Raw genomic sequence first — 19,938 nt, 5'->3', positions numbered from 1 at the left:
TTTATAAATCTTCTAAGAGGATTAAATATAAGTTTTTAGGTGTTCTTCCATAACTTAGGAAGTCACTTTCTACAGCGGAAGGCTTGAAGCAGTTAAAAGCAGTTATATTGCTTGGTAAAGAGCTTCCGTATTTTCTTTTTATCTCGCGTAGTCCATCACTCTTGGTTCGTGTGATCTGACTTGTTTTTGCTAATACTACAATATTGTAGGGTAGGTGGTTTGCTTTATTGTCTTTTAGTTGTCTATCTGAGAATAAAATAGCGCCATCATCAGCGATTAAACTTTCGCAAGTGGTAAAAAAGAAGGCAGGATTGTTTACTTCATTATACTTGACATTGTTCTCTTTTAATAAATGATGTAGAGAACTTTCATAGGTTAGTGCTTTTTTCTCAAACCAATCATTTTCCAATAAAATATTGACGAATGTCTCAGCAAGCTCTTCATTAGTTTCACAATAGAGGAATTTACCTCCATTCTGTGTGAAGTTAATAGTGAATAACTCATCGACAGGAAGAATTTTCTCAGGAAGATATTGACCTCTCTCCTCAGTGTTCTTTTCCTCTTCAGGTGCTGGTGATTCGAAAACTTTAAATAATTTCTTGAAAAAACTCATACGAAAAGTATAGAGATAAAATAATACTACTAGTATTCAAAGATAAAAAAAAACTTAACTTAAAGCTTGCTTTAAGTTAAGTTTTTTAGTGTTTACGTTACCTAAGGGAGGTTTATACTTCAGCCTCAGGCGTTTTATCTGTATCTTCTTCTGTGATATCTTCAATTATCTCCTTGTCAAAAGGACGTTTTCCAAAGATATTTTCTAAGTCTTGTTTGAAAATAACTTCTTTTTCGCATAGTAAATCGGCTAATTGAATAAGTTTTTCTCTATTTTGACTTAGAATTTCCATTGCTCTTTGATATTGTCCTTCTATAAGCTTAGAAATCTCTTCATCGATTACCTTGGCTGTTTCTTCTGAATATGGTTTAGAAAAGTTGTATTCACTTTGACCTGACGAATCGTAATAAGTGATATTACCTAATTTTTCATTTAATCCATAAACAGTTACCATAGCTTTTGCTTGCTTAGTAACCTTTTCAAGATCACTTAATGCTCCTGTTGATATTTTGTCAAAAATAATTTTCTCAGCAGCACGTCCACCCATTGTTGCACACATCTCATCTAACATTTGCTCTGTGCGAACGATTTGTCTTTCAGCAGGAAGGTACCAAGCAGCTCCTAAACTTTGACCTCTCGGAACAATAGTTACTTTTACTAATGGAGCAGCGTGTTCACACATCCAGCTTACAGTAGCGTGTCCAGCTTCGTGAATAGCAATTGCGTATTTTTCTTCTGGGCTGATAATTTTATTTTTCTTTTCAAGTCCTCCAATGATTCTGTCAACAGCATCTAAGAAGTCTTGCATATCTACTTGAGTTTTGTTTTTACGAGCAGCTGTTAAAGCAGCTTCATTACAAACGTTAGCGATGTCAGCACCCGAAAAACCAGGTGTTTGTTTTGCTAAAAAGTCAATATCTAAGTTGTCTACTTTCTTGATGTTTCTCAAGTGAACATTGAATATAGCTTCTCTTTCTTTAACATCTGGTAAGTCTACGTAAATTTGTCTGTCAAAACGACCAGCACGTAAAAGGGCTTTGTCTAATATCTCAGCTCTGTTCGTCGCTGCTAAAACAATAACGTTTGTATGTGAACCAAAACCATCCATTTCAGTTAATAGTTGGTTTAAAGTGTTCTCTCTTTCGTCATTTGAACCAGAGAAATTGCTTTTACCTCTTGCACGTCCTACTGCATCAATCTCATCAATGAAGATGATAGCTGGTGCTTTTTCCTTTGCTTGTTTAAATAAGTCTCGCACTCTCGATGCTCCAACTCCTACAAACATTTCAACAAAGTCAGAACCAGATAAAGAGAAGAAAGGTACATTTGCTTCTCCTGCTACCGCTTTTGCCAATAGTGTTTTTCCTGTTCCAGGAGGTCCTACAAGTAAAGCTCCTTTAGGAATCTTTCCTCCGATGGATGTATATTTTTCAGGATTCTTTAGAAATTCTACTATTTCTACTATTTCATCTTTTGCACCTTCTAAACCAGCAACGTCCTTGAAACTAACTTTTATGCTGTTTTTTTCATCGAATAATTTAGCTTTTGACTTTCCAATTGAGAAGATTTGACCTCCTCCACCAGCGCCACCGCCACCAGTCATTCTTCTCATCATGAATAACCAGAATCCGATGATAATAACAATAGGCAAGAAGCTTATAAATAAGTCTCCCCAGTTACTTTCAGGTTCAGATTTATATTCTGTTAGTTTTTGCTCTTGTACAGCAACGTCTAATTTTTCTTGTAAGATTTTAGGATCACCAATATCAGTAATGAATTGAGGTCCCTTAGTTTCTTGACCAAGGATAGGTTTGCTTTGTGCGTTTTTGAATTCCTCGTTATTTTGCAATACATCAGATTTGATGTACACCTTTGCAGCACTGCGATTAAATTCGATTTTTTCTACATATCCCTTTTCTACGAATTCATATAGTTTGGAAAGACTTAATTCTTTAGTGTTTCCAAAACTGCTTCCTTTCGTCAGCAGTTGGATAACCAAAATTATCACCAGTATGCTACCATACAATAGCCAAGGGTTAAATTTTGATTTATTTTGGTTTGGTTTCATATTTCCTGCCATGAATGATAGTTTTTATTTAGTATTGGCTTGTAATAGTAGTGATTTTTGCATCTCCCCATAAGTTTTCTATGTTGTAAAACTCACGGATGTGTTTTTGGAACACATGTACCACTACATTCACATAGTCCATCAGAATCCATTCTGCATTGTCTTCACCTTCAACATGCCATGGTTTATCGTGTAATTCTTTCGATACAGTTTTTTGGATTGCACCTGAGATAGCGTTTACTTGTGTGTTTGAGTTACCGTCACAGATGATAAAATAATCGCATGGTGTATTGTCTATTTCTCTTAGATCTAAGATAGTAATGTTGTCTCCTTTTACCGCTTCAATTCCTTTTATTACGTTAGCAATTAGTTCGTCGTTGTTGATATTCTTCTCTGCCATTTAATTTTTATCTTATTTATTGCGATTAAATATATTTGTTTTATAATTTGGCTCCAAATATAATGAATCAGTTTAGATTTGTCTATAATTATTTTATATGAATGTTATCAAACTCGATGCCACAGCATCTACTAATACTTATTTAAAAGATCTTTTAACTTCTTATGACTTAGATAATTTTACGGTTGTCAGTACTGAAAATCAATTTGCTGGTCGCGGTCAACGAGGAGAAGTTTGGTCCTCTGAAGTAGGTAGTAATCTTACTTTTAGTGTTTTAGTACGTGATTTTTTGTTTGAGGTAGAGGATGTGTTTTGTTTAAATATTATTGCTGCTTTAGCTGTGCGATCGGCTGTCAAAAAAATATTTACTTTGGAATTAGATGTTAAATGGCCAAACGACATTTTGTCAGTAAATAGAAAAGTTGGCGGTATTTTAATTGAGAATATTTTTAAGGCAGAGGGAGCTATTACATCCATAGTAGGAATTGGATTGAATGTCAACCAAGTTCAGTTTACAGATTTAATTAAGGCAACATCTCTTGCATTGCTTTTGGGAAGTCAAATTGACAAGGATGCGCTCATGCTGAAGGTTGTGGAAGAGTTAGAGATGTATTGTCAGCGTCTGCAAAAAGGAGAAAAAGAAAACTTGTGGCAGGAATATCTTGATGTCTTGTATCGCAAAGGAGTTCCTTCAGCATTTGAATTACCTACAGGCAAGAGGTTTATGGGGATAATTATCGGAGTGTCTATGTATGGTTTTCTTCAAGTTAAATTAGAGGATGACAGTGTGGAAGAATTTGGAGTTAAGGAAATAAAACTACTATACTAAAAAACAAAAAGAGCTGGTCACCTTGACCAGCTCTTTTTATTTTTCTTCTGATTGGAATTTGAGTGATATCGAATTCATGCAGTATCTTTCTCCAGTTGTTTCTTGGGGGCCATCCGGAAATACATGGCCAAGATGACCATTGCAATTAGAGCAAACAACTTCCGTTCTAACCATTCCATGCGATAAATCTTTGATGTATTTGACAGATCCCTTTATGGCTTGGTCAAAAGAAGGCCATCCACAGTGTGAGTCAAATTTGGTATTTGAATCAAAAAGCTTTTGGTTACAAGCTGCACAGTGATAGCTTCCTTTTTCATAAAAATCGTTGTATTCGCCTGTGAAAGGCCTTTCAGTCCCTTTCTGTCTCAATACAAAATATTCTTCAGGAGTAAGTATTTCTCTCCATTGTTCTTCTGATGTACTTTGGTTTTTTTCCATAGCGTGCGTTTTAATTGGTTGATTTCCTTTGCAGTTAACAAAGCTAAAATTCAATAATAATAAAAGGACAAAGTACTTCATTAAGATTCTTTTTGAACAAATTGTAGAATGCGTTCAATCACTTTCTTATCTCCTAATATTTTTCTATGACCTAATTCTTTAGTAATCATCAGTTCGCTATTAGGGCTGTGTTTCTTGATTTGATAGGCTGCTTTGTAGTGAACATCAGCGTCATCTTCATCATGAATGATTAGCAGCGGGATATTTACTTTTTCGGCTGCCAAATGCACGCAGTAACTCTGCATGGACTGCTTGAATTGAGACTCAAATCGCTCTTTTATCTTCGTAGAAATGATGGGTTTTAATTCGATCTGTTGTACAAATTCGTCAATCACATCTTCAACCACATCACCACTGCCAATGACTACAGCTTTTTTTGCTTTTAAACCATCTTTTAGACAATTGATTGTTGTCATACCTCCTAAGGAATGACCTACGACCAAGTCAAATGGGCCAAATTGTTGTTCTACTTCGAAAGCAGAAGCCATGAACTCGGTTAAATTAGTTTTAGTCTTAGGTGATTTTCCATGGCCAGGCGCGTCAAAACTCACAATATCGTAACCTTGTCGCATTAGCATATTTGCTATCGTTACCAATTGTGTTCCTCTTCCATTCCAACCGTGTATCAATAAGGCTTTTTTATCAGCTTGTTTGTTTGTACCATATTGATAAACACATATATCTTTTTTTAAAGCTTTTACTGTTATGACAGAACTAATGCTCTTGTCTAACATCTCTTTCTCTCTTTTAGGTGGCTTAAACTTTATTGGGGTAATAAATAGATTTTGTGCAAATCTCGTCGCCAATTTGATGGAGAAGAATTGTAATGTTTTAGCAGTCAGTATAATTCCTCTTGGAATCTCAAGGGACTGCTTTTGTTTTTGAGTTTCCATTGTTATGCTCTTGTTTGCTGTAAATGTACAAAATTTTAATGCTATGCTTACCTAATAAAAATAGTAAATCGCAATTTTCGTATTTTATATTTTAAAATGTTCTCGGAGTGTTTGCAAACATTTCTATTGTAGTATAAGGCCTTTTCTTTAATGTTTTTAGACGTTAATTATTTGGTTAATAGTACAGATGTCATCACTGATTTAGTTGATTTATCTGAGGTAGATAAGTAATGGTTTTTACATTTATAGCCAAGATTATTCCTTTAAGGTTTAGTTATATTTACGCAAGTTCAATATGTTCTGTAGGTTAGTCATATTACTTAGGTTTTTGTTGTATTTTTTTGTAATGTGTTTATTGTCATTTGATTAATTTAGTAGTAGACTTTTTTATAGTTTTAGAATTATCCCTGGATTAGATATGGATATTTATTATAATTTTGACAAAAAAAACTTACAATATGAGAAAAACAGCTATTCTACTATTAAGTGGTTTATTGTTGGGAGCTTGTGCTACCAATCCTTTTTCAGGAAAAAGTACTTTAGCTTTAACCCCAAATTCACAATTATTTCCAATGTCTTTTCAGCAATATGATGATTTCTTGAAAGAGCACAAGGCTATTACTGGTACTCAAGATGCGAAGCGAATTGAAGATATAGGAAAAAAGATAAAAGGTGCTGCAGAGAAGTGGTTAAATGCGAATGGACATAAGGATTATTTAAAAGATTATCAGTGGGAGTACAACCTTGTAGACAACGATGAGTATAATGCTTGGTGTATGCCTGGTGGTAAAATAGTGTTTTATACTGGTATTTTGCCAATTTGTAAGACAGATGCAGGAATTGCTGTTGTAATGGGACACGAGGTAGCTCACGCATTAGCAAACCACGGCCAACAGCGCATGAGTAATGCAATGTTACAGCAATTGGGTGCGGTAGGCTTAGATGTTTTAACGCAAAAATCAAACCCTCAGGCTAAGCAAATGTGGGCTGCAGCTTATGGATATGGAACACAATACGGGGTAATGTTACCGTTTAGTCGCTCGAACGAAAGTGAAGCTGATAAAATCGGTTTAACGTTAATGGCTATTGCGGGATATAATCCTGAAGAAGCTGTTGCATTTTGGTCGCGAATGGCTGAAAAAACAGGAGGAGGTGATGGATCTTCTTTCACGAGCACTCACCCAAGTAATAAAGAGCGAATCGATCAATTGCGCAAATTGATTCCCGAGGCGAAAGCTGAGGCAGCAAAATATGGCATTTCTTTCAATTAATATATTTGCATAAGAGCTATCCAAGTGGATAGCTCTTTTTCTTATATTTACACTCTATGAAAAACTTTGTTAAAGGAGATAAGAAAACGCTAACTGCTTGGGCTTTTTACGATTGGGCTAACTCCGTGTATGCTTTGGTTATATCGTCGTCTATTTTTCCATTGTACTACGGTGCTCTTTTTAGAGAGTTAGGTGTAGATAGCTTTACATTATTTGATACGGATATCAAAAGCGAGGCTATAATCAGCTATGTAACTGCTATAGGTTTTATGATTGTAGCATTTATATCTCCGATATTATCTGGTATTGCAGATTATTTGGGAACCAAGAAGTTCTTTATGAAACTCTTTTGTGGAATAGGTTCTATATCGTGTATGTTGTTGTATTTTTTTAGTTTAGACTACATGATTTTGAGTTTGTTGTTATACATGTTTGGTTTGATCGGTTTTTGGGGGAGTTTGGTCTTTTATAATTCCTATTTACCAGATATTGCCTTTGAAGATCAGCAGGATAAAATTAGTGCGAAAGGATATGCACTTGGTTATATAGGAAGTGTTATTTTACTGCTTATCAACCTTGCGTTGGTAATGCAAGCGGAAGTTTTAGGATTTGATTCTCCTTTACAAGCTATGCGATTTTCATTCATCTTAGTAGGTTTGTGGTGGATAGGGTTTAGTCTGTATACTTTTAAGTTTTTGCCTGATTTTAAGAATGGAAAGAAAATTACGCGTTCACTGTTCTTTAAGGGGTTTAGGGAATTGAAGAAAGTATGGTATCAACTGGGTGATCACAAGTCGTTGAAGAGGTACTTAGTGGCTTTTTTTGTCTATAGTATGGCAGTGCAGACTGTGATGATTATTGCAGCTTATTTTGGAGAGAAAGAAATAGCATGGGAGTCAGATAGTCAACGAACAACAGGATTGATAATTAGTATATTAGTTATTCAATTAGTTGCTGTCCTTGGTGCAGTGCTAACTTCTAAACTTTCGTCAAAAATTGGAAATATATATACGTTATGTGCTTTAAATGCGTTATGGATAATAATATGTGTTTATGCATACACCATTGTTAGTCCAAATGAATTTTATATAGCTGCTGCTGCAGTAGGTCTGGTTATGGGTGGGATTCAGTCTTTGTCGCGTTCAACGTATTCAAAGATGTTACCCAAAACCACTGATACAACATCCTTTTTTAGTTTCTATGATGTTACAGAAAAAATAGGAATTGTACTGGGGATGTCTATGTATGGTTTAGTTAGTGATCTGACAGGCAAAATGCAGAATGCTATACTTTTTTTAATTATCTTCTTTGCGATAGGTTTCGTTTTATTATTGAGGGTGCCTAATAAGTCAAATCAGATAGGATAAAAAAAATTATAATTATTGACGAATAAACTCTACTTTTAAATATTATTTTAAAAATTACTATGAATAAATTAAATAAACTAACTGTTATCTGTTTGACGCTTTTCTTAGGGATATTTGCTATTTCATGTGACAATGAGTCTGTTGATCCTTTGTTAGATAATAACAAGAAAGTTGGAAAGCCAGTAGTCTATGTCAATACAGATGGTGTAGAAGATTTTTTTAGAGAAAACGTTGTAGCAAAGATCAATGCAAAAGGCGAAATGCACTTTACCTTAGATGCTGTGAAAGGTGAAAAAAAGGATGTGTTGACTATTATGACTAAGACTTTTAAACAGGGTAATTTTCCAACAAATGCTAATAGATCTACTTATTTAGATAGAGAAAATAATCAATATTTTAGTACGATAGATATTGATAGACCGACTTATATCACTGGTTTTGTAACGATTGATTTTATTAATCGCTCGGCTCGAGTTGTAAGTGGTAGTTTTGATATGCGAATGATTCCCGTTAAACCAGAAGGAGAAGATGCTAATGTAGATCCGAGTATTCGCTCTTTTCAAGTAAAAGGTACTTTTGAAAATGTTCCTTATGAACGTGAAGAATCTGAGTATGTAGATGCGCAAATAGATGGAGCTGAATTTAGAAATACAAATGCAACTCTTGAGGAGAACGATACTAATTACATTGTAATGGGAGTTGGACGCGATAATGTAGATCAAGTACTACACTTTACATTTCCAAAAGAAAGAGCAGTTGTAGGGGAAGTAATCAAAATGTCAGAAGAAGGAGTAGATGCATATTATTTTTCTGAGTTTGGGATAAAATATACCTTAGATAAAGAAGATGAAGCGATGCTGAAAGATGCTCAAATTGAAATAGAGGAGGTTGAGAAGTTTATTGAAAAAGTTGATGGTACAGAGGTTGAAAGAACTGTTTTGAAAGGAAGTTTTGATATGAAACTCAAAGGGGTAGATGAGGAAAAAAGAGTTATTCAAGTTAAGTATGGTACTTTTAAGGTTAGTAAAAAATAGATCTAAAATATAATTGTTTAAAAAATCTCTATTCTTTAATAGAGATTTTTTTTTATGGCATAAAGATTGTCCTTACTACTGTGAAGAATAAATAATATATTTGTTAATCTATTGGATATGTGTGCTTTGTAGTAGGTAAGGTAAAGTTTGAAAAACACATAAGAAAAGAATTAACTGACAAAATGACGTAAAATAAAATATGGCGAATCAAAAGATTATTACATTAGACAATTTGTCGTTACAAGATATTGTGGAGGGCGAATCAGAGTTTATTCCATTATTAAGTTCTGAGGACGAGGAGGAAATGAACAAAGAAGTATTGCCTAAAGAATTGCCAATATTGCCTTTAAGAAACATGGTATTGTTTCCAGGAGTGGTAATACCAATTACTGCTGGTAGGGATAAATCTATTGAGTTACTTAACGTAGCTAACAAAGGAGATAAAACAATTGGGGTAGTAGGTCAAATTGACGAAAGTACAGAAGACCCTACATTTGAAGATATTTACCACGAAGGGACCGTAGCTAAAATTTTGAAGGTATTGAAATTGCCTGATGGAAATGTTACTGTTATTCTACAAGGTAAAAAGCGATTTGACATTCTTGAGATGGTTCAAACTGAACCTTTCTTAAAGGCTACTGTAGCTGAACGTGTAGAAAGTAGACCAATTGAAGATGATTCAGAGTTTGACGCTATTGTCGATTCTATTAAAGAAATTGCAGTAGAGATTATCAAGGAAAGTCCAAATATTCCAAGCGAAGCTTCTTTTGCAATCGAAAATATTGAAAGTCAATCATTCTTAATCAATTTTGTTTCTTCTAACATGAATTTAACTGTAGAAGATAAGCAGAAATTATTGAGAATAAACGATTTAAAAGATCGCGCGTTTGAAACTCTTAAGTTGATGAATGTTGAGCTTCAGAAGCTGGAATTGAGAAATAACATTCAAACGAAAGTTAGAATAGATTTAGATCAACAGCAAAAGGAATACTTCTTACATCAACAAATGAAAACAATTCAAGAAGAACTTGGTGGGTTTTCAAATGAAGAGGAGTTTGAAGATATGCGCAAGAAGGCTTTATTGAAAAAATGGCCTAAAGAAGCAAAAGAGCGTTTTGATAAAGAATTGTTGAAGTTTCAACGCATGAATCCTCAAGTAGCGGAGTTTGGTATTCAACGTAATTACCTTGAACTGTTCTTGGAGTTGCCTTGGAATAGTTATTCGAAAGACAATTTTGATTTAAAGAATGCACAGAAGGTATTAGACAAAGATCATTACGGTATAGAGGATGTTAAGAAGCGTGTACTTGAGCACATGGCGGTGTTAAAACTGCGCAATGATTTAAAATCTCCTATTTTGTGTTTATATGGTCCTCCAGGAGTAGGTAAAACCTCTATTGGGAAGTCTATCGCAGATGCGTTAGGGAGAGAGTACGTTCGTATATCACTTGGTGGATTGAGAGATGAAGCAGAGATTAGAGGGCACAGAAAAACGTATATTGGTGCTATGCCAGGGCGTATTATTCAAAGTATAAAGAAGGCAAAAACATCAAATCCAGTATTCTTATTGGACGAGATTGACAAGTTATCTGTAGGGAACAATGGTGATCCGTCTTCGGCTTTATTAGAGGTTTTAGATCCTGAGCAAAACTCAGATTTCTATGATAATTTCTTAGAAATGGGATATGATTTATCTAAGGTTATGTTTATCGCTACGTCTAATAATCTCTCTACGATACAACCAGCCTTGCGAGATCGTATGGAAATCATCGAAATGAATGGATATACTGTGGAGGAAAAAGTGGAGATAGGAAGACAACATTTGTTGCCAAAACAATTGAAAGAGCATGGTTTAGGTGAAAAAGATATTGCGATTGGCAAAAAGCAAATGGAGTATATTGTTTCTCGATATACCAGAGAATCTGGAGTTCGTGGGTTAGATAAGCAGTTGGCGCATGTGGCAAGAGGAATTGCTAAAGCTGTAGTAATGGAGGAAGAGTTCAATAAGAAGCTAACTGAAGCTGATATCGAAAAGATCTTAGGAACGCCGAGATTTGACAGTGATAAATATGAGAATAACGATGTTGCCGGTGTAGTAACAGGACTTGCGTGGACAAGTGTAGGAGGAGATATTTTATACATTGAGTCTCTGGTTTCAAAAGGAAAAGGAGGTTTAAGTATTACAGGTAACTTAGGTAATGTTATGAAAGAGTCTGCAACTATTGCTTTAGAGTATATCAAAGCACATGCAGATGAGTTAGGTATTGCCCAAGATGTGTTAGACCATTATAAAATTCACATCCACGTACCTGAAGGAGCTACGCCAAAAGATGGACCAAGTGCGGGAATCACAATGTTGACCTCAATGGTATCTTCTTTAACACAGAAAAAAGTGAAGAAGAATTTAGCCATGACAGGAGAGATAACTTTGAGAGGTAAGGTCTTACCTGTAGGAGGAATCAAAGAGAAGATTTTAGCTGCAAAAAGAGCAAATATCAAAGAGATTATCTTGTGTAAAGAGAATAAGAAGGATATCGATGAAATTAAAGAAGATTATCTCAAAGGCCTTACTTTTCACTATGTAGATAAGATGCATGAAGTATTAGATATTGCTATAACGAACCAGAAAGTGAAAAACTTTAAGACTTTTAAAGTTGAGAAGGAGAGCAAGCAAGATTAAATAATTATTTTGTAAATAATGAATTGAATAAAAAAACACAACTTAACGGTTGTGTTTTTTTGTTTTATATGGTTTAGTGTTCACTTTATTATTTCTGTTTCGAAGTAGTGAGTTGGGAGAAAAGAACATTTTTTGTTCTGTGATTTTGTGATTTTTAGTTGTTTTTCATTAGAGATGATTGCATTTAAACAGTTTGTTTTTTGAAACTATAGCAAATAGCTTGCTTATAATTGCCTATATCTTTTGATAGTTCGAAGTGTTTTAAAGGATAAATTGAAAAATCAATAAAATTAATCTCAATTGAGATTAATCATAATTTGTAGGTTGTAGAAAATGTACCTTTGTGTGGAAACATAGTTATGATAGGTGTTTAGCGCTCTATCTTGTTGAATTAAATATCTTGATGCTTTGTACTATTTCTATTTTAGAAAAAAGTACAGTCGAATAAGGTATATTCAGTAAATAGAATTATGTTTGACTTATTTATTTTTTGAATTAATTATTAAATTTTCAGTTTTGAAAAAAATCACGATAGCGATTGATGGTTTTTCTTCTACGGGGAAAAGCACATTGGCAAAAGCAATTGCAAAAACACTTGGATATGTATATATAGATACTGGAGCGATGTATCGTGCCATAACTCTATTTGCAATGCGAAAAGGATATATTGATACAAAGCATTTTGATGGGGAGAAATTAGTAGAGGCTTTAGATGAAATAGACGTACACTTTGAGTATAATGGAGAGCGTGGTTTTGCGGAAGTATATTTGAATGGCGAGAATGTAGAAGATTTAGTAAGAACCCTTGAAGTTTCACAATTTGTTAGTCAAATTGCAGAAGTAAAGGAAGTGAGAAAAAAATTGGTTCAACAGCAACAAAATTTAGGGAAAGCTAAAGGAGTTGTAATGGATGGGCGCGATATTGGAACTGTTGTGTTTCCAGATGCAGAGTTGAAGATTTTTATGAATGCTTCAGCAGATGTAAGAGCACAAAGACGATTTGATGAACTTGTAGTTAAAGATGCTACAATTCAATATGCTGATGTATATAAAAATGTAGTTGAGCGAGATCATATAGATACAACTCGCAAAGATTCTCCATTAGTGAAAGCAGAGGATGCAATAGAGATTGATAACTCAAATTTAACTAGAGAAGAACAATATGATATTCTTTTAAAATTAGTAGGTGAACGTGTTAAATAAGGTAAGTAAAAACTATTTTTAAAGATATATTATCTGTAAATTTGTTAATGTAGTTTAAAGAGATTAGGTTATGAATATAAAATCAAAATTGACTATAATGAGTTTCCTGGAGTTTGCAGTTTGGGGAGCTTATTTAACGTCTATGGGGAATTACTTAGGATCTATAGGATTAGGTCCTGAGATTGGATTGTTTTACGCAGTTCAAGGTATTGTTTCTATTTTTATGCCAGCAATTATGGGGATTGTAGCTGATAGATGGATACCTGTACAACGACTGTTGGGAATTAATCACTTACTAGCTGCAATATTCATGTTTGCTACTGGATATTATGGGTTTACAGCGGGGGCTGATGTAAACTTTACTACTATCTTTAGCTTGTATACTGCTAGTGTGGCATTCTTTATGCCGACTATTGCCTTATCCAATTCTGCTGCTTATACTATACTTAAGCACAATCATATGGATACAATTAAAACCTTCCCACCTATACGAACATTTGGGACTATTGGGTTTATATGTGCAATGTTGTTTGTTAACTTCTTTGGGTTCAAAGATGGAGTTCTTGGATTTAACTTTTCTAATGATTTAGCGTTTGCAAGCTTTCAGACGAGTTACCACCAGTTTTATATATCGGCGATATTTGGTGTGATTTTATTCTTGTATAGTTTTGTATTGCCTAACTGTCCGATTAATAAGAGTGATAAGAAATTGTCTTTATCAGATGCCTTAGGACTAAAAGCATTTAGCTTGTTTAAGCAAAAGAAAATGGCAATATTCTTTATCTTCTCGATGTTACTTGGGGTATCATTGCAGATTACAAACGGGTATGCCAATCCTTTTATTTCTACTTTTAAAGACATGGATGTCTATGCAAATTCATGGGGAGCAAATAATGCAAACGCATTAATTTCGCTTTCTCAAGTTTCAGAGACTCTTTGTATCTTACTTATTCCATATTTCTTGAAGCGATTTGGTATAAAAGTAGTTATGTTGATGTCTATGTTTGCATGGGTACTTCGCTTTGGGTTCTTCGGATTAGGAGATCCTGGAAGTGGTGTATGGATGTTTATTATCTCGATGATCGTTTACGGTATTGCTTTCGACTTCTTTAATGTATCAGGTTCACTTTATGTAGATAATGAGACAGGTGAAGATATTCGATCTTCTGCTCAAGGTGTATTTATGATGATGACAAATGGATTTGGAGCTACTATCGGTATGTTAATCGCAAGAGAAGTTGTAAATCACTATGTTTACAGTCAAACTGATTTAGCATTACAATTAGAAGGATGGAGACATTCATGGTTGATATTCGCAGCCTATGCTTTGGTTGTAACAATCTTGTTTGCTATTCTGTTTAAGTACAAACACAAACCTGAGAATGTAGAGAATCTAAAACGTTAGTGTTTTAAATATATTTATATAAACCAAAAAAAAGGGTTGCTTTATGCAACCCTTTTTTTAGTAATATTATAAAAGCTTATTCGTTACCTCTCTTTTTCTTCGCCGCTCTTTTAGCGTCTACGGCTCTGTTTCTTGGCTTCGTTTTTCTTGGTTTTCTCTTACCTGGTCCACCAAGGTTAACTTTAGTATTCTTTTCTTTCTTTTGATGAAATGCAGCTCCTTTTTCTTCTGGCTTTTTAATCTTAACTAATTGCTTTGCTTTGAGCTTAGACTTTTCAAATTCCATTAAAGAAGTTGATATTTCTACTTCTTCAGGGATTTCTGTTACTGTTAATTCTTTTTCCATTAACATTTCAGCAGCAATAAGCATTTCTTCCTCTTTTGGGTCGACCAATGATATTGCAGTTCCCTTTTTATCTGCACGACCTGTACGTCCAATTCTGTGAATGTACTGTTCAGGAGAATCAGTAAACTGCAAGTTAAATACATGCGATATATCAGAGATGTCTAATCCACGTGCCATAATATCTGTTGTCAAAAGACCTCGTAGTTCACTTGCTTGGAACTCAGCCATTGATCGCATACGGAAGTTTTGAGATTTATTAGAGTGAATCACTGTAAATTCATCTGGAAATGCAGCCTCTAATTTTTCCATAACAACATCTGCTAATCGCTTACTATTTATAAAAATTAATACGCGATTATATACTTCTTTATCTTGTAGAAGATGTAAAAGAAGATTCATTTTTGTATTGAAATTCGGTACGTTATAGACAAGTTGATCGATTTTTTCTAATGGTGTCCCAGATGGAGCTAATGACACTTCTTCAGGAAAATCAAAGTATTCATCTAATACTTCATCTACTTCTTCAGTCATAGTCGCAGAAAACAATATATTTTGTCTTTTTGTTTTCATCATCGTTAAGATAGAAGTTAGCTGAGTGCGGAATCCTAAATTGAGGATTTCGTCAAACTCATCAATGACAAGTTTTTGTAGATTGTCAAATCTCAATACTCCGTCTAATGCAAGGTCCATCATACGACCAGGCGTACCAACTAAGATATCTACCCCTTCATAAACGGCTTTTCGCTGCGTATTAATGTTTGTTCCTCCATACACACCAAGCGTGCGAATAGACATATATTGGGTTATTTTTTCAATAACATCTACAACTTGTACGACTAATTCTCTTGTTGGAACAATGATCACAACTCTTGGAGATTCGAAGTTCGCAAATTTCCACTGTTTAAGAATAGGTAATAGGTAGGCGAATGTCTTACCTGTACCAGTTTGGGCAATCCCCATCATATCCCTTCCTGATAGGATCACAGGGAGCGATTTTACCTGAATAGGAGTTGGGGTTGTTATATTAAGCTCATTAAGGGCTTTATCTAAAGCTTTCGGAAGATTGAATTGCTCGAAAGTGTTCATAATAATCTGAATTTGTGCAAAGATACATTTTTATTTTTTTAGTCATAAAAACATATTTTCTACACAGTTTAAAAAAAATGAACAAGATTGAGTGTGAATGTTCAAAAGAAATAAGAAAACAATAGGGTATTATTAGGTATACTTGTTTTAAACCTAAATGCTGTGAAATAGAGTAGCTTTTACTTTAAAGCTGGTAATTAACCCATTAGCCTTACCCGATTTGCTGCGGATAATTGCAGTATAGGCTTGTGTAATACTTTATTGTTGTTTTGAATACCGTTTGGTGAGGTCTGTATGCAATTAAAGAATCTTTTTTATGACTCTTAGTTTATGCGTGTGTCTTCCCGAGTCAATATTGTAAATTCCTAAGTGGTCTAATCGATCAATTCTCACTTTACCATGTGCGTGTATGATATAGTTGTTTTCCATAATAATACCCACGTGTACTATGTTTCCTTCACTATTGTCAAAAAACGCTAAATCTCCTACTTCGCTTTCTTCAATAAAGCTCAAAGCTTCACCTATTGTAGCTTGTTGAGAGGCATCTCTTGGTATATTGTATCCATTGATGCGGTAAACCATTTGGGTAAATCCGGAGCAGTCAATTCCAAAAGGAGTTTTTCCTCCCCACAAGTATGGCGCATTTAAATACATAAAAGCTGTTTTTAAGAACAAGCTTTTGTTGAATTGGCCAGAAATACTTCGACCTTCATATTGAAAATTATCAATATTAATAGAGTCTCGTTTAAGTCCATTAAGGCAACTACCTAAAGGGATAGACATCAATTGGTTGTTTTCTGTCGAAACAAAGTCAACAAGGTCTGAGGCGAATAAAGTAGAAGTGTGTTCTAAGTAGTTAAAGTCGTCTTCAGTAATCAGCTGATATTGTTTGTTGTCCATCCACCCTTCATATTTGTCATAGGATAGCTGTATTTTAGACCATTTTTCAGTTTGTTCTAAAATAGTAAAGTGTTCTCCGAATAGTACTTGTGTTACCATTTCGCTTCTGTCAGATGCTTCAGCTCTTAATGGTACAATGGCAAGATTGCAATATGCAAACATAATAGATAGTTGAATTTATATGCAAAAATAAAAGATGAGTTTGAACTAATCAAACTCATCTTAAAGATATTTTAAAATATTGAATATTATGCTCTTTCTAATACCATAGCAGAAGCACCACCACCACCATTACAAATTGCAGCGGCTCCTAATTTTGCATTATTTTGTTTTAGAACATTTAAAAGAGTAACAATAATTCTCGCTCCTGAACAACCTAACGGATGTCCTAAAGAAACTGCTCCACCATTGATATTTACCAATGCAGGATTAATATCTAATAATTTGGTATTGGCAATTCCAACAACAGAGAAAGCCTCATTAAATTCAAAGTAATCAATATCACTTACGCTTAGGTTAGCTTTTTTAAGTGCGATAGGAAGTGCTTTTGCAGGTGCTGTAGTGAACCATTCTGGTTCTTGTGCTGCATCTGCATACGATTTAATATATGCCAGTGGAGTTAAACCTAATTCTTTTGCTTTTTCTTCGCTCATGATCACTACAGCAGCAGCTCCGTCGTTTATCGTTGAAGCATTGGCAGCAGTAACAGTACCATCTTTAGTAAAAGCAGGTCTAAGGCTTGTTACTTTATCTAATTTAATATTTGTGTATTCTTCATCTCTATTTATTACAATAGGTTCACCTCTTCTTTGTGGTACTTCTACAGGAACGATTTCTTCTGTAAATTTACCAGCATCCCATGCTTTGGCAGACTTTTCATAAGAAGCGATGGCAAATGCATCTTGTTCTTCTCTTGAAATATTATGAGTAGAAGCACATAAGTCCGCAGAAACTCCCATAGCATTGTTATCATAAGCATCTATAAGACCGTCAATTTGCAATCCATCTACCAATGTTGTCGGTCCGAATTTATTGCCATTTCTCATGTGTACATAGTGAGGAATCATACTCATGTTTTCCATTCCTCCTGCTACGATGATTTCAGCATCACCAGTCATAATAGCTTGTGCACCGAACATAATAGCTTTCATTCCAGAGGCACACACTTTATTTACTGTTGTACAAGGAACTTCGTTAGACAATCCCGCACCTAAAGCTGCTTGACGAGCTGGAGCTTGTCCTTCTCCTGCTTGTACTACATTCCCCATGTAAACTTCATCAACTAATTTTGGATCAAGTTTAATTTTGTCTAAAGCACCTTTGATTGCAATTGAACCTAATTTAGTCGCAGGAACTGTTGATAAAGCACCTAAAAAGCTTCCAATTGGCGTTCTTGCAGCAGAAACGATTACTACTTTTTTATTCATAGTTTATGGTATTATTATAAAGTTATTTACTGTTAGTCATAGTATCTCTTGTTAACAAGATGTACTAATGCGTCGGTAAAGTACATAAAAAAAATTAATTTTTATAATTTATAACTATACCAAGGTGATTATACTATTCGATAAGTATTGATAATGCGGTTATTCAATTGTGTTTTCTTTTTTGAATTGTCAAGATACAGAAAGGGGAGAAGTGGTAAGGAATAAAATTTAATAGTCATAACAACTGCAAATATGTAAGGTAAAATGGAAATAGGTAATGTAGTAAGGGTGTTGGAAACCGTTTTATTTTGGGGGTTTGAGGCTGGTTTCAATGAAATGTATTAGAAATAATAAAAATATTTTTCGCTATAGGATGTTGATATATAATGTGTTCGTTTTTTTAGTAAAAAAAAGTGTGATTTTTTGTTTGCAAAACTTGCATAGAATAAAAAGTAGTGCTAAGTTTGCATCCGCATTAGAGAAGTAATTATCTAAAGCAACGGAGAGGTGCCGGAGTGGTAACGGAGCAGATTGCTAATCTGTCATCGGGTAACCGATGCCAGGGTTCGAGTCCCTGTCTCTCCGCAGTTTTCGGGGTGTAGCGTAGCCCGGTCATCGCGCCTGGTTTGGGACCAGGAGGTCGCAGGTTCGAATCCTGCCACCCCGACTAAAAATCCTAGCGATTTGGTTAGGTCCAGTAGCTCAGCTGGATAGAGCAACTGCCTTCTAAGCAGTAGGTCTCAGGTTCGAATCCTGACTGGATCACAAAAGCCTCAACATACGTTGAGGCTTTTTTTATTCTTTTTCTTTTTCCATGTCTTTACGAGAGGTAGTGAAATTCGAGTTATTTCAAATTAATTCAGTTTTATTAGGCACTATTGTTTTTACTTTTTTACATTTGAGATGAACGACAGTAAAACTTCTAACAAATGATTACAGCTATTCAAGATTGTGTCTTAGTCAATCAAAAGAATATTTTTTACAAGCACTTTATGTATTCAGAGGAGTGTAGGGATACGATTGTATTGTTACACGATTCTTTAGGGTGTGTAACTCTATGGCGCGATTGGCCTGAGTTATTAGTTGAAAAGTTACAGTGTAATATCTTGGTTTACGATAGAGTAGGGTATGGCTTATCAGATAGAATGGATACAACTGTTAGAGGAAAGAACTATTTAACACAGGAGGCTGTATTCTTAAAAGCTTTTTTAGAAATATTGGGATTAGAACGCGTGGCGCTTTTTGGGCATAGCGATGGAGCATCTATAGCTTTGTTATATGCTGCTTTATACCCGCAATATACTTCCGCATTAATCGCTGAAGCCGGACATATTTTTGTAGAGGAAATTACTTTAGAGGGGGTAAGGTCAGCTAAATTAGCTTACGAAACAACGGATTTAGCCGATCGCTTAGTGAAGTACCATGGAACCAAAGTAGATGATATAGTGAAAGCATGGGTAGATACTTGGTTGTCTCCCGAATATAAAGATTGGTCTGTAGAGGATAAAATGAGCAATATTACCTCTCCATTGCTTTTCATTCAAGGAGATTTGGACGAATATGGCAGCTTAGATCAAGTAGAGAAAACAATAGCAAAGGCTCAAGGACCGGTCGAGAAAGTTATCTTTTCAGATATAGGCCATACTCCGCACAAAGAGTGCAAAGAGCAAACATTAGACGTTGTAGTATCTTTCTTTAAGCGGTATTTGTAATTACAGCGCCTTTAAAGCCTCTATTTTATCTTGAAAGAGATTTACAAGGCGAGGATCTTTACTTGTCATATAAGAATTTACAAGGCTGTTTAAGTACAAATCCAAGTCAGTAACAGTACTTCCCGGTGCTAAGGTAAACGGTGTAGTTAAATTCTTTTTGGCAATAGCCTCTAATGATTGTTTGATATATGTTTCTTTGTCCATGG

At 34.7% G+C, this 19,938-nt stretch carries 17 protein-coding genes and 3 tRNA genes; 11 read left to right on the top strand and 9 right to left on the bottom strand.

What is annotated here, in order from left to right:
• Position 1: 1 nt before the first annotated feature.
• From GJV76_RS07555 to rsfS, 3 genes are all read right to left on the bottom strand, one after another.
• Positions 2-613 (bottom strand): LUD domain-containing protein, encoded by a 612-nt coding sequence (locus GJV76_RS07555; protein ID WP_155092030.1) that lies wholly within the window; start codon positions 611-613, stop codon positions 2-4.
• A gap of 112 nt (positions 614-725) precedes the next feature.
• Positions 726-2,693, bottom strand: a complete 1,968-nt coding sequence (gene ftsH, locus GJV76_RS07550; protein ID WP_155092029.1) for an ATP-dependent zinc metalloprotease FtsH — start codon at positions 2,691-2,693, stop codon at positions 726-728.
• Positions 2,694-2,709: 16 nt separating this feature from the next.
• The gene (gene rsfS, locus GJV76_RS07545) at positions 2,710-3,081 is read right to left on the bottom strand and encodes a ribosome silencing factor (RefSeq protein ID WP_155092028.1); all 372 of its coding nucleotides are present in this window, start codon (positions 3,079-3,081) and stop codon (positions 2,710-2,712) included.
• 97 nt (positions 3,082-3,178) lie between these two features.
• Here rsfS and GJV76_RS07540 point away from each other — a divergent pair, with 97 nt between their 5' ends.
• Positions 3,179-3,910, top strand: a complete 732-nt coding sequence (locus GJV76_RS07540; protein ID WP_155092027.1) for a biotin--[acetyl-CoA-carboxylase] ligase — start codon at positions 3,179-3,181, stop codon at positions 3,908-3,910.
• Positions 3,911-3,946: 36 nt separating this feature from the next.
• Here GJV76_RS07540 and msrB read toward each other — a convergent pair whose 3' ends face one another.
• Complete coding sequence (msrB, locus tag GJV76_RS07535; protein ID WP_155092026.1) at positions 3,947-4,348, bottom strand: peptide-methionine (R)-S-oxide reductase MsrB; 402 nt, start codon at positions 4,346-4,348, stop codon at positions 3,947-3,949.
• Between the two features lie 80 nt (positions 4,349-4,428).
• On the bottom strand, positions 4,429-5,301 hold the full coding sequence (locus tag GJV76_RS07530; protein ID WP_155092025.1) for an alpha/beta hydrolase: 873 nt from the start codon (positions 5,299-5,301) through the stop codon (positions 4,429-4,431).
• Positions 5,302-5,759: 458 nt separating this feature from the next.
• Between GJV76_RS07530 and GJV76_RS07525 the strand changes: the two genes are divergently transcribed.
• From GJV76_RS07525 to GJV76_RS07500, 6 genes are all read left to right on the top strand, one after another.
• Positions 5,760-6,572: a M48 family metallopeptidase gene (locus GJV76_RS07525; protein ID WP_155092024.1), complete on the top strand. Its 813-nt coding sequence runs from the start codon at positions 5,760-5,762 to the stop codon at positions 6,570-6,572.
• Positions 6,573-6,628: 56 nt separating this feature from the next.
• On the top strand, positions 6,629-7,939 hold the full coding sequence (locus GJV76_RS07520; RefSeq protein WP_155092023.1) for an MFS transporter: 1,311 nt from the start codon (positions 6,629-6,631) through the stop codon (positions 7,937-7,939).
• Between the two features lie 59 nt (positions 7,940-7,998).
• Positions 7,999-8,973 carry a hypothetical protein gene (locus GJV76_RS07515; RefSeq protein WP_155092022.1) on the top strand — a complete coding sequence of 325 codons (975 nt, stop codon included), beginning with the start codon at positions 7,999-8,001 and terminating at the stop codon, positions 8,971-8,973.
• 199 nt (positions 8,974-9,172) lie between these two features.
• A complete protein-coding gene (lon, locus tag GJV76_RS07510; RefSeq protein ID WP_155092021.1) occupies positions 9,173-11,653 on the top strand; it encodes an endopeptidase La in 2,481 nt (826 codons plus the stop codon).
• Positions 11,654-12,169: 516 nt separating this feature from the next.
• Positions 12,170-12,856, top strand: a complete 687-nt coding sequence (cmk, locus tag GJV76_RS07505; protein WP_155092020.1) for a (d)CMP kinase — start codon at positions 12,170-12,172, stop codon at positions 12,854-12,856.
• Positions 12,857-12,926: 70 nt separating this feature from the next.
• Positions 12,927-14,261: an MFS transporter gene (locus GJV76_RS07500; protein ID WP_155092019.1), complete on the top strand. Its 1,335-nt coding sequence runs from the start codon at positions 12,927-12,929 to the stop codon at positions 14,259-14,261.
• A gap of 76 nt (positions 14,262-14,337) precedes the next feature.
• On the opposite strand, the gene GJV76_RS07495 is transcribed toward GJV76_RS07500, so the two are convergent.
• From GJV76_RS07495 to GJV76_RS07485, 3 genes are all read right to left on the bottom strand, one after another.
• Positions 14,338-15,693 carry a DEAD/DEAH box helicase gene (locus GJV76_RS07495; protein ID WP_155092018.1) on the bottom strand — a complete coding sequence of 452 codons (1,356 nt, stop codon included), beginning with the start codon at positions 15,691-15,693 and terminating at the stop codon, positions 14,338-14,340.
• Positions 15,694-15,993: 300 nt separating this feature from the next.
• Positions 15,994-16,755 carry a C40 family peptidase gene (locus GJV76_RS07490; RefSeq protein ID WP_155092017.1) on the bottom strand — a complete coding sequence of 254 codons (762 nt, stop codon included), beginning with the start codon at positions 16,753-16,755 and terminating at the stop codon, positions 15,994-15,996.
• An 86-nt stretch (positions 16,756-16,841) separates the two neighbouring features.
• On the bottom strand, positions 16,842-18,020 hold the full coding sequence (locus GJV76_RS07485) for an acetyl-CoA C-acyltransferase (protein ID WP_155092016.1): 1,179 nt from the start codon (positions 18,018-18,020) through the stop codon (positions 16,842-16,844).
• Between the two features lie 501 nt (positions 18,021-18,521).
• Here GJV76_RS07485 and GJV76_RS07480 point away from each other — a divergent pair.
• The 4 genes from GJV76_RS07480 to GJV76_RS07465 all read left to right on the top strand — a co-directional run bounded on the left by GJV76_RS07480 (position 18,522) and on the right by GJV76_RS07465 (position 19,732).
• Positions 18,522-18,605, top strand: a tRNA-Ser gene (locus GJV76_RS07480).
• A 7-nt stretch (positions 18,606-18,612) separates the two neighbouring features.
• Positions 18,613-18,687 (top strand) — tRNA-Pro (locus tag GJV76_RS07475).
• A gap of 24 nt (positions 18,688-18,711) precedes the next feature.
• Positions 18,712-18,785, top strand: a tRNA-Arg gene (locus tag GJV76_RS07470).
• Positions 18,786-18,949: 164 nt separating this feature from the next.
• Positions 18,950-19,732, top strand: coding sequence for an alpha/beta fold hydrolase (locus GJV76_RS07465; protein ID WP_155092015.1), 783 nt, complete (start codon positions 18,950-18,952; stop codon positions 19,730-19,732).
• Here the strand turns inward: GJV76_RS07465 and GJV76_RS07460 are convergent, their stop codons facing one another.
• The gene (locus tag GJV76_RS07460; RefSeq protein WP_155092014.1) at positions 19,733-19,936 is read right to left on the bottom strand and encodes a hypothetical protein; all 204 of its coding nucleotides are present in this window, start codon (positions 19,934-19,936) and stop codon (positions 19,733-19,735) included.
• Positions 19,937-19,938 lie beyond the last annotated feature (2 nt).

This window comes from Myroides albus (genome assembly GCF_009711045.1).
Lineage (GTDB): Bacteria > Bacteroidota > Bacteroidia > Flavobacteriales > Flavobacteriaceae > Flavobacterium > Flavobacterium album_A.
Note: the sequence above shows the minus strand (reverse complement) of the source record. Positions and strands in the feature narration are given on the sequence as shown.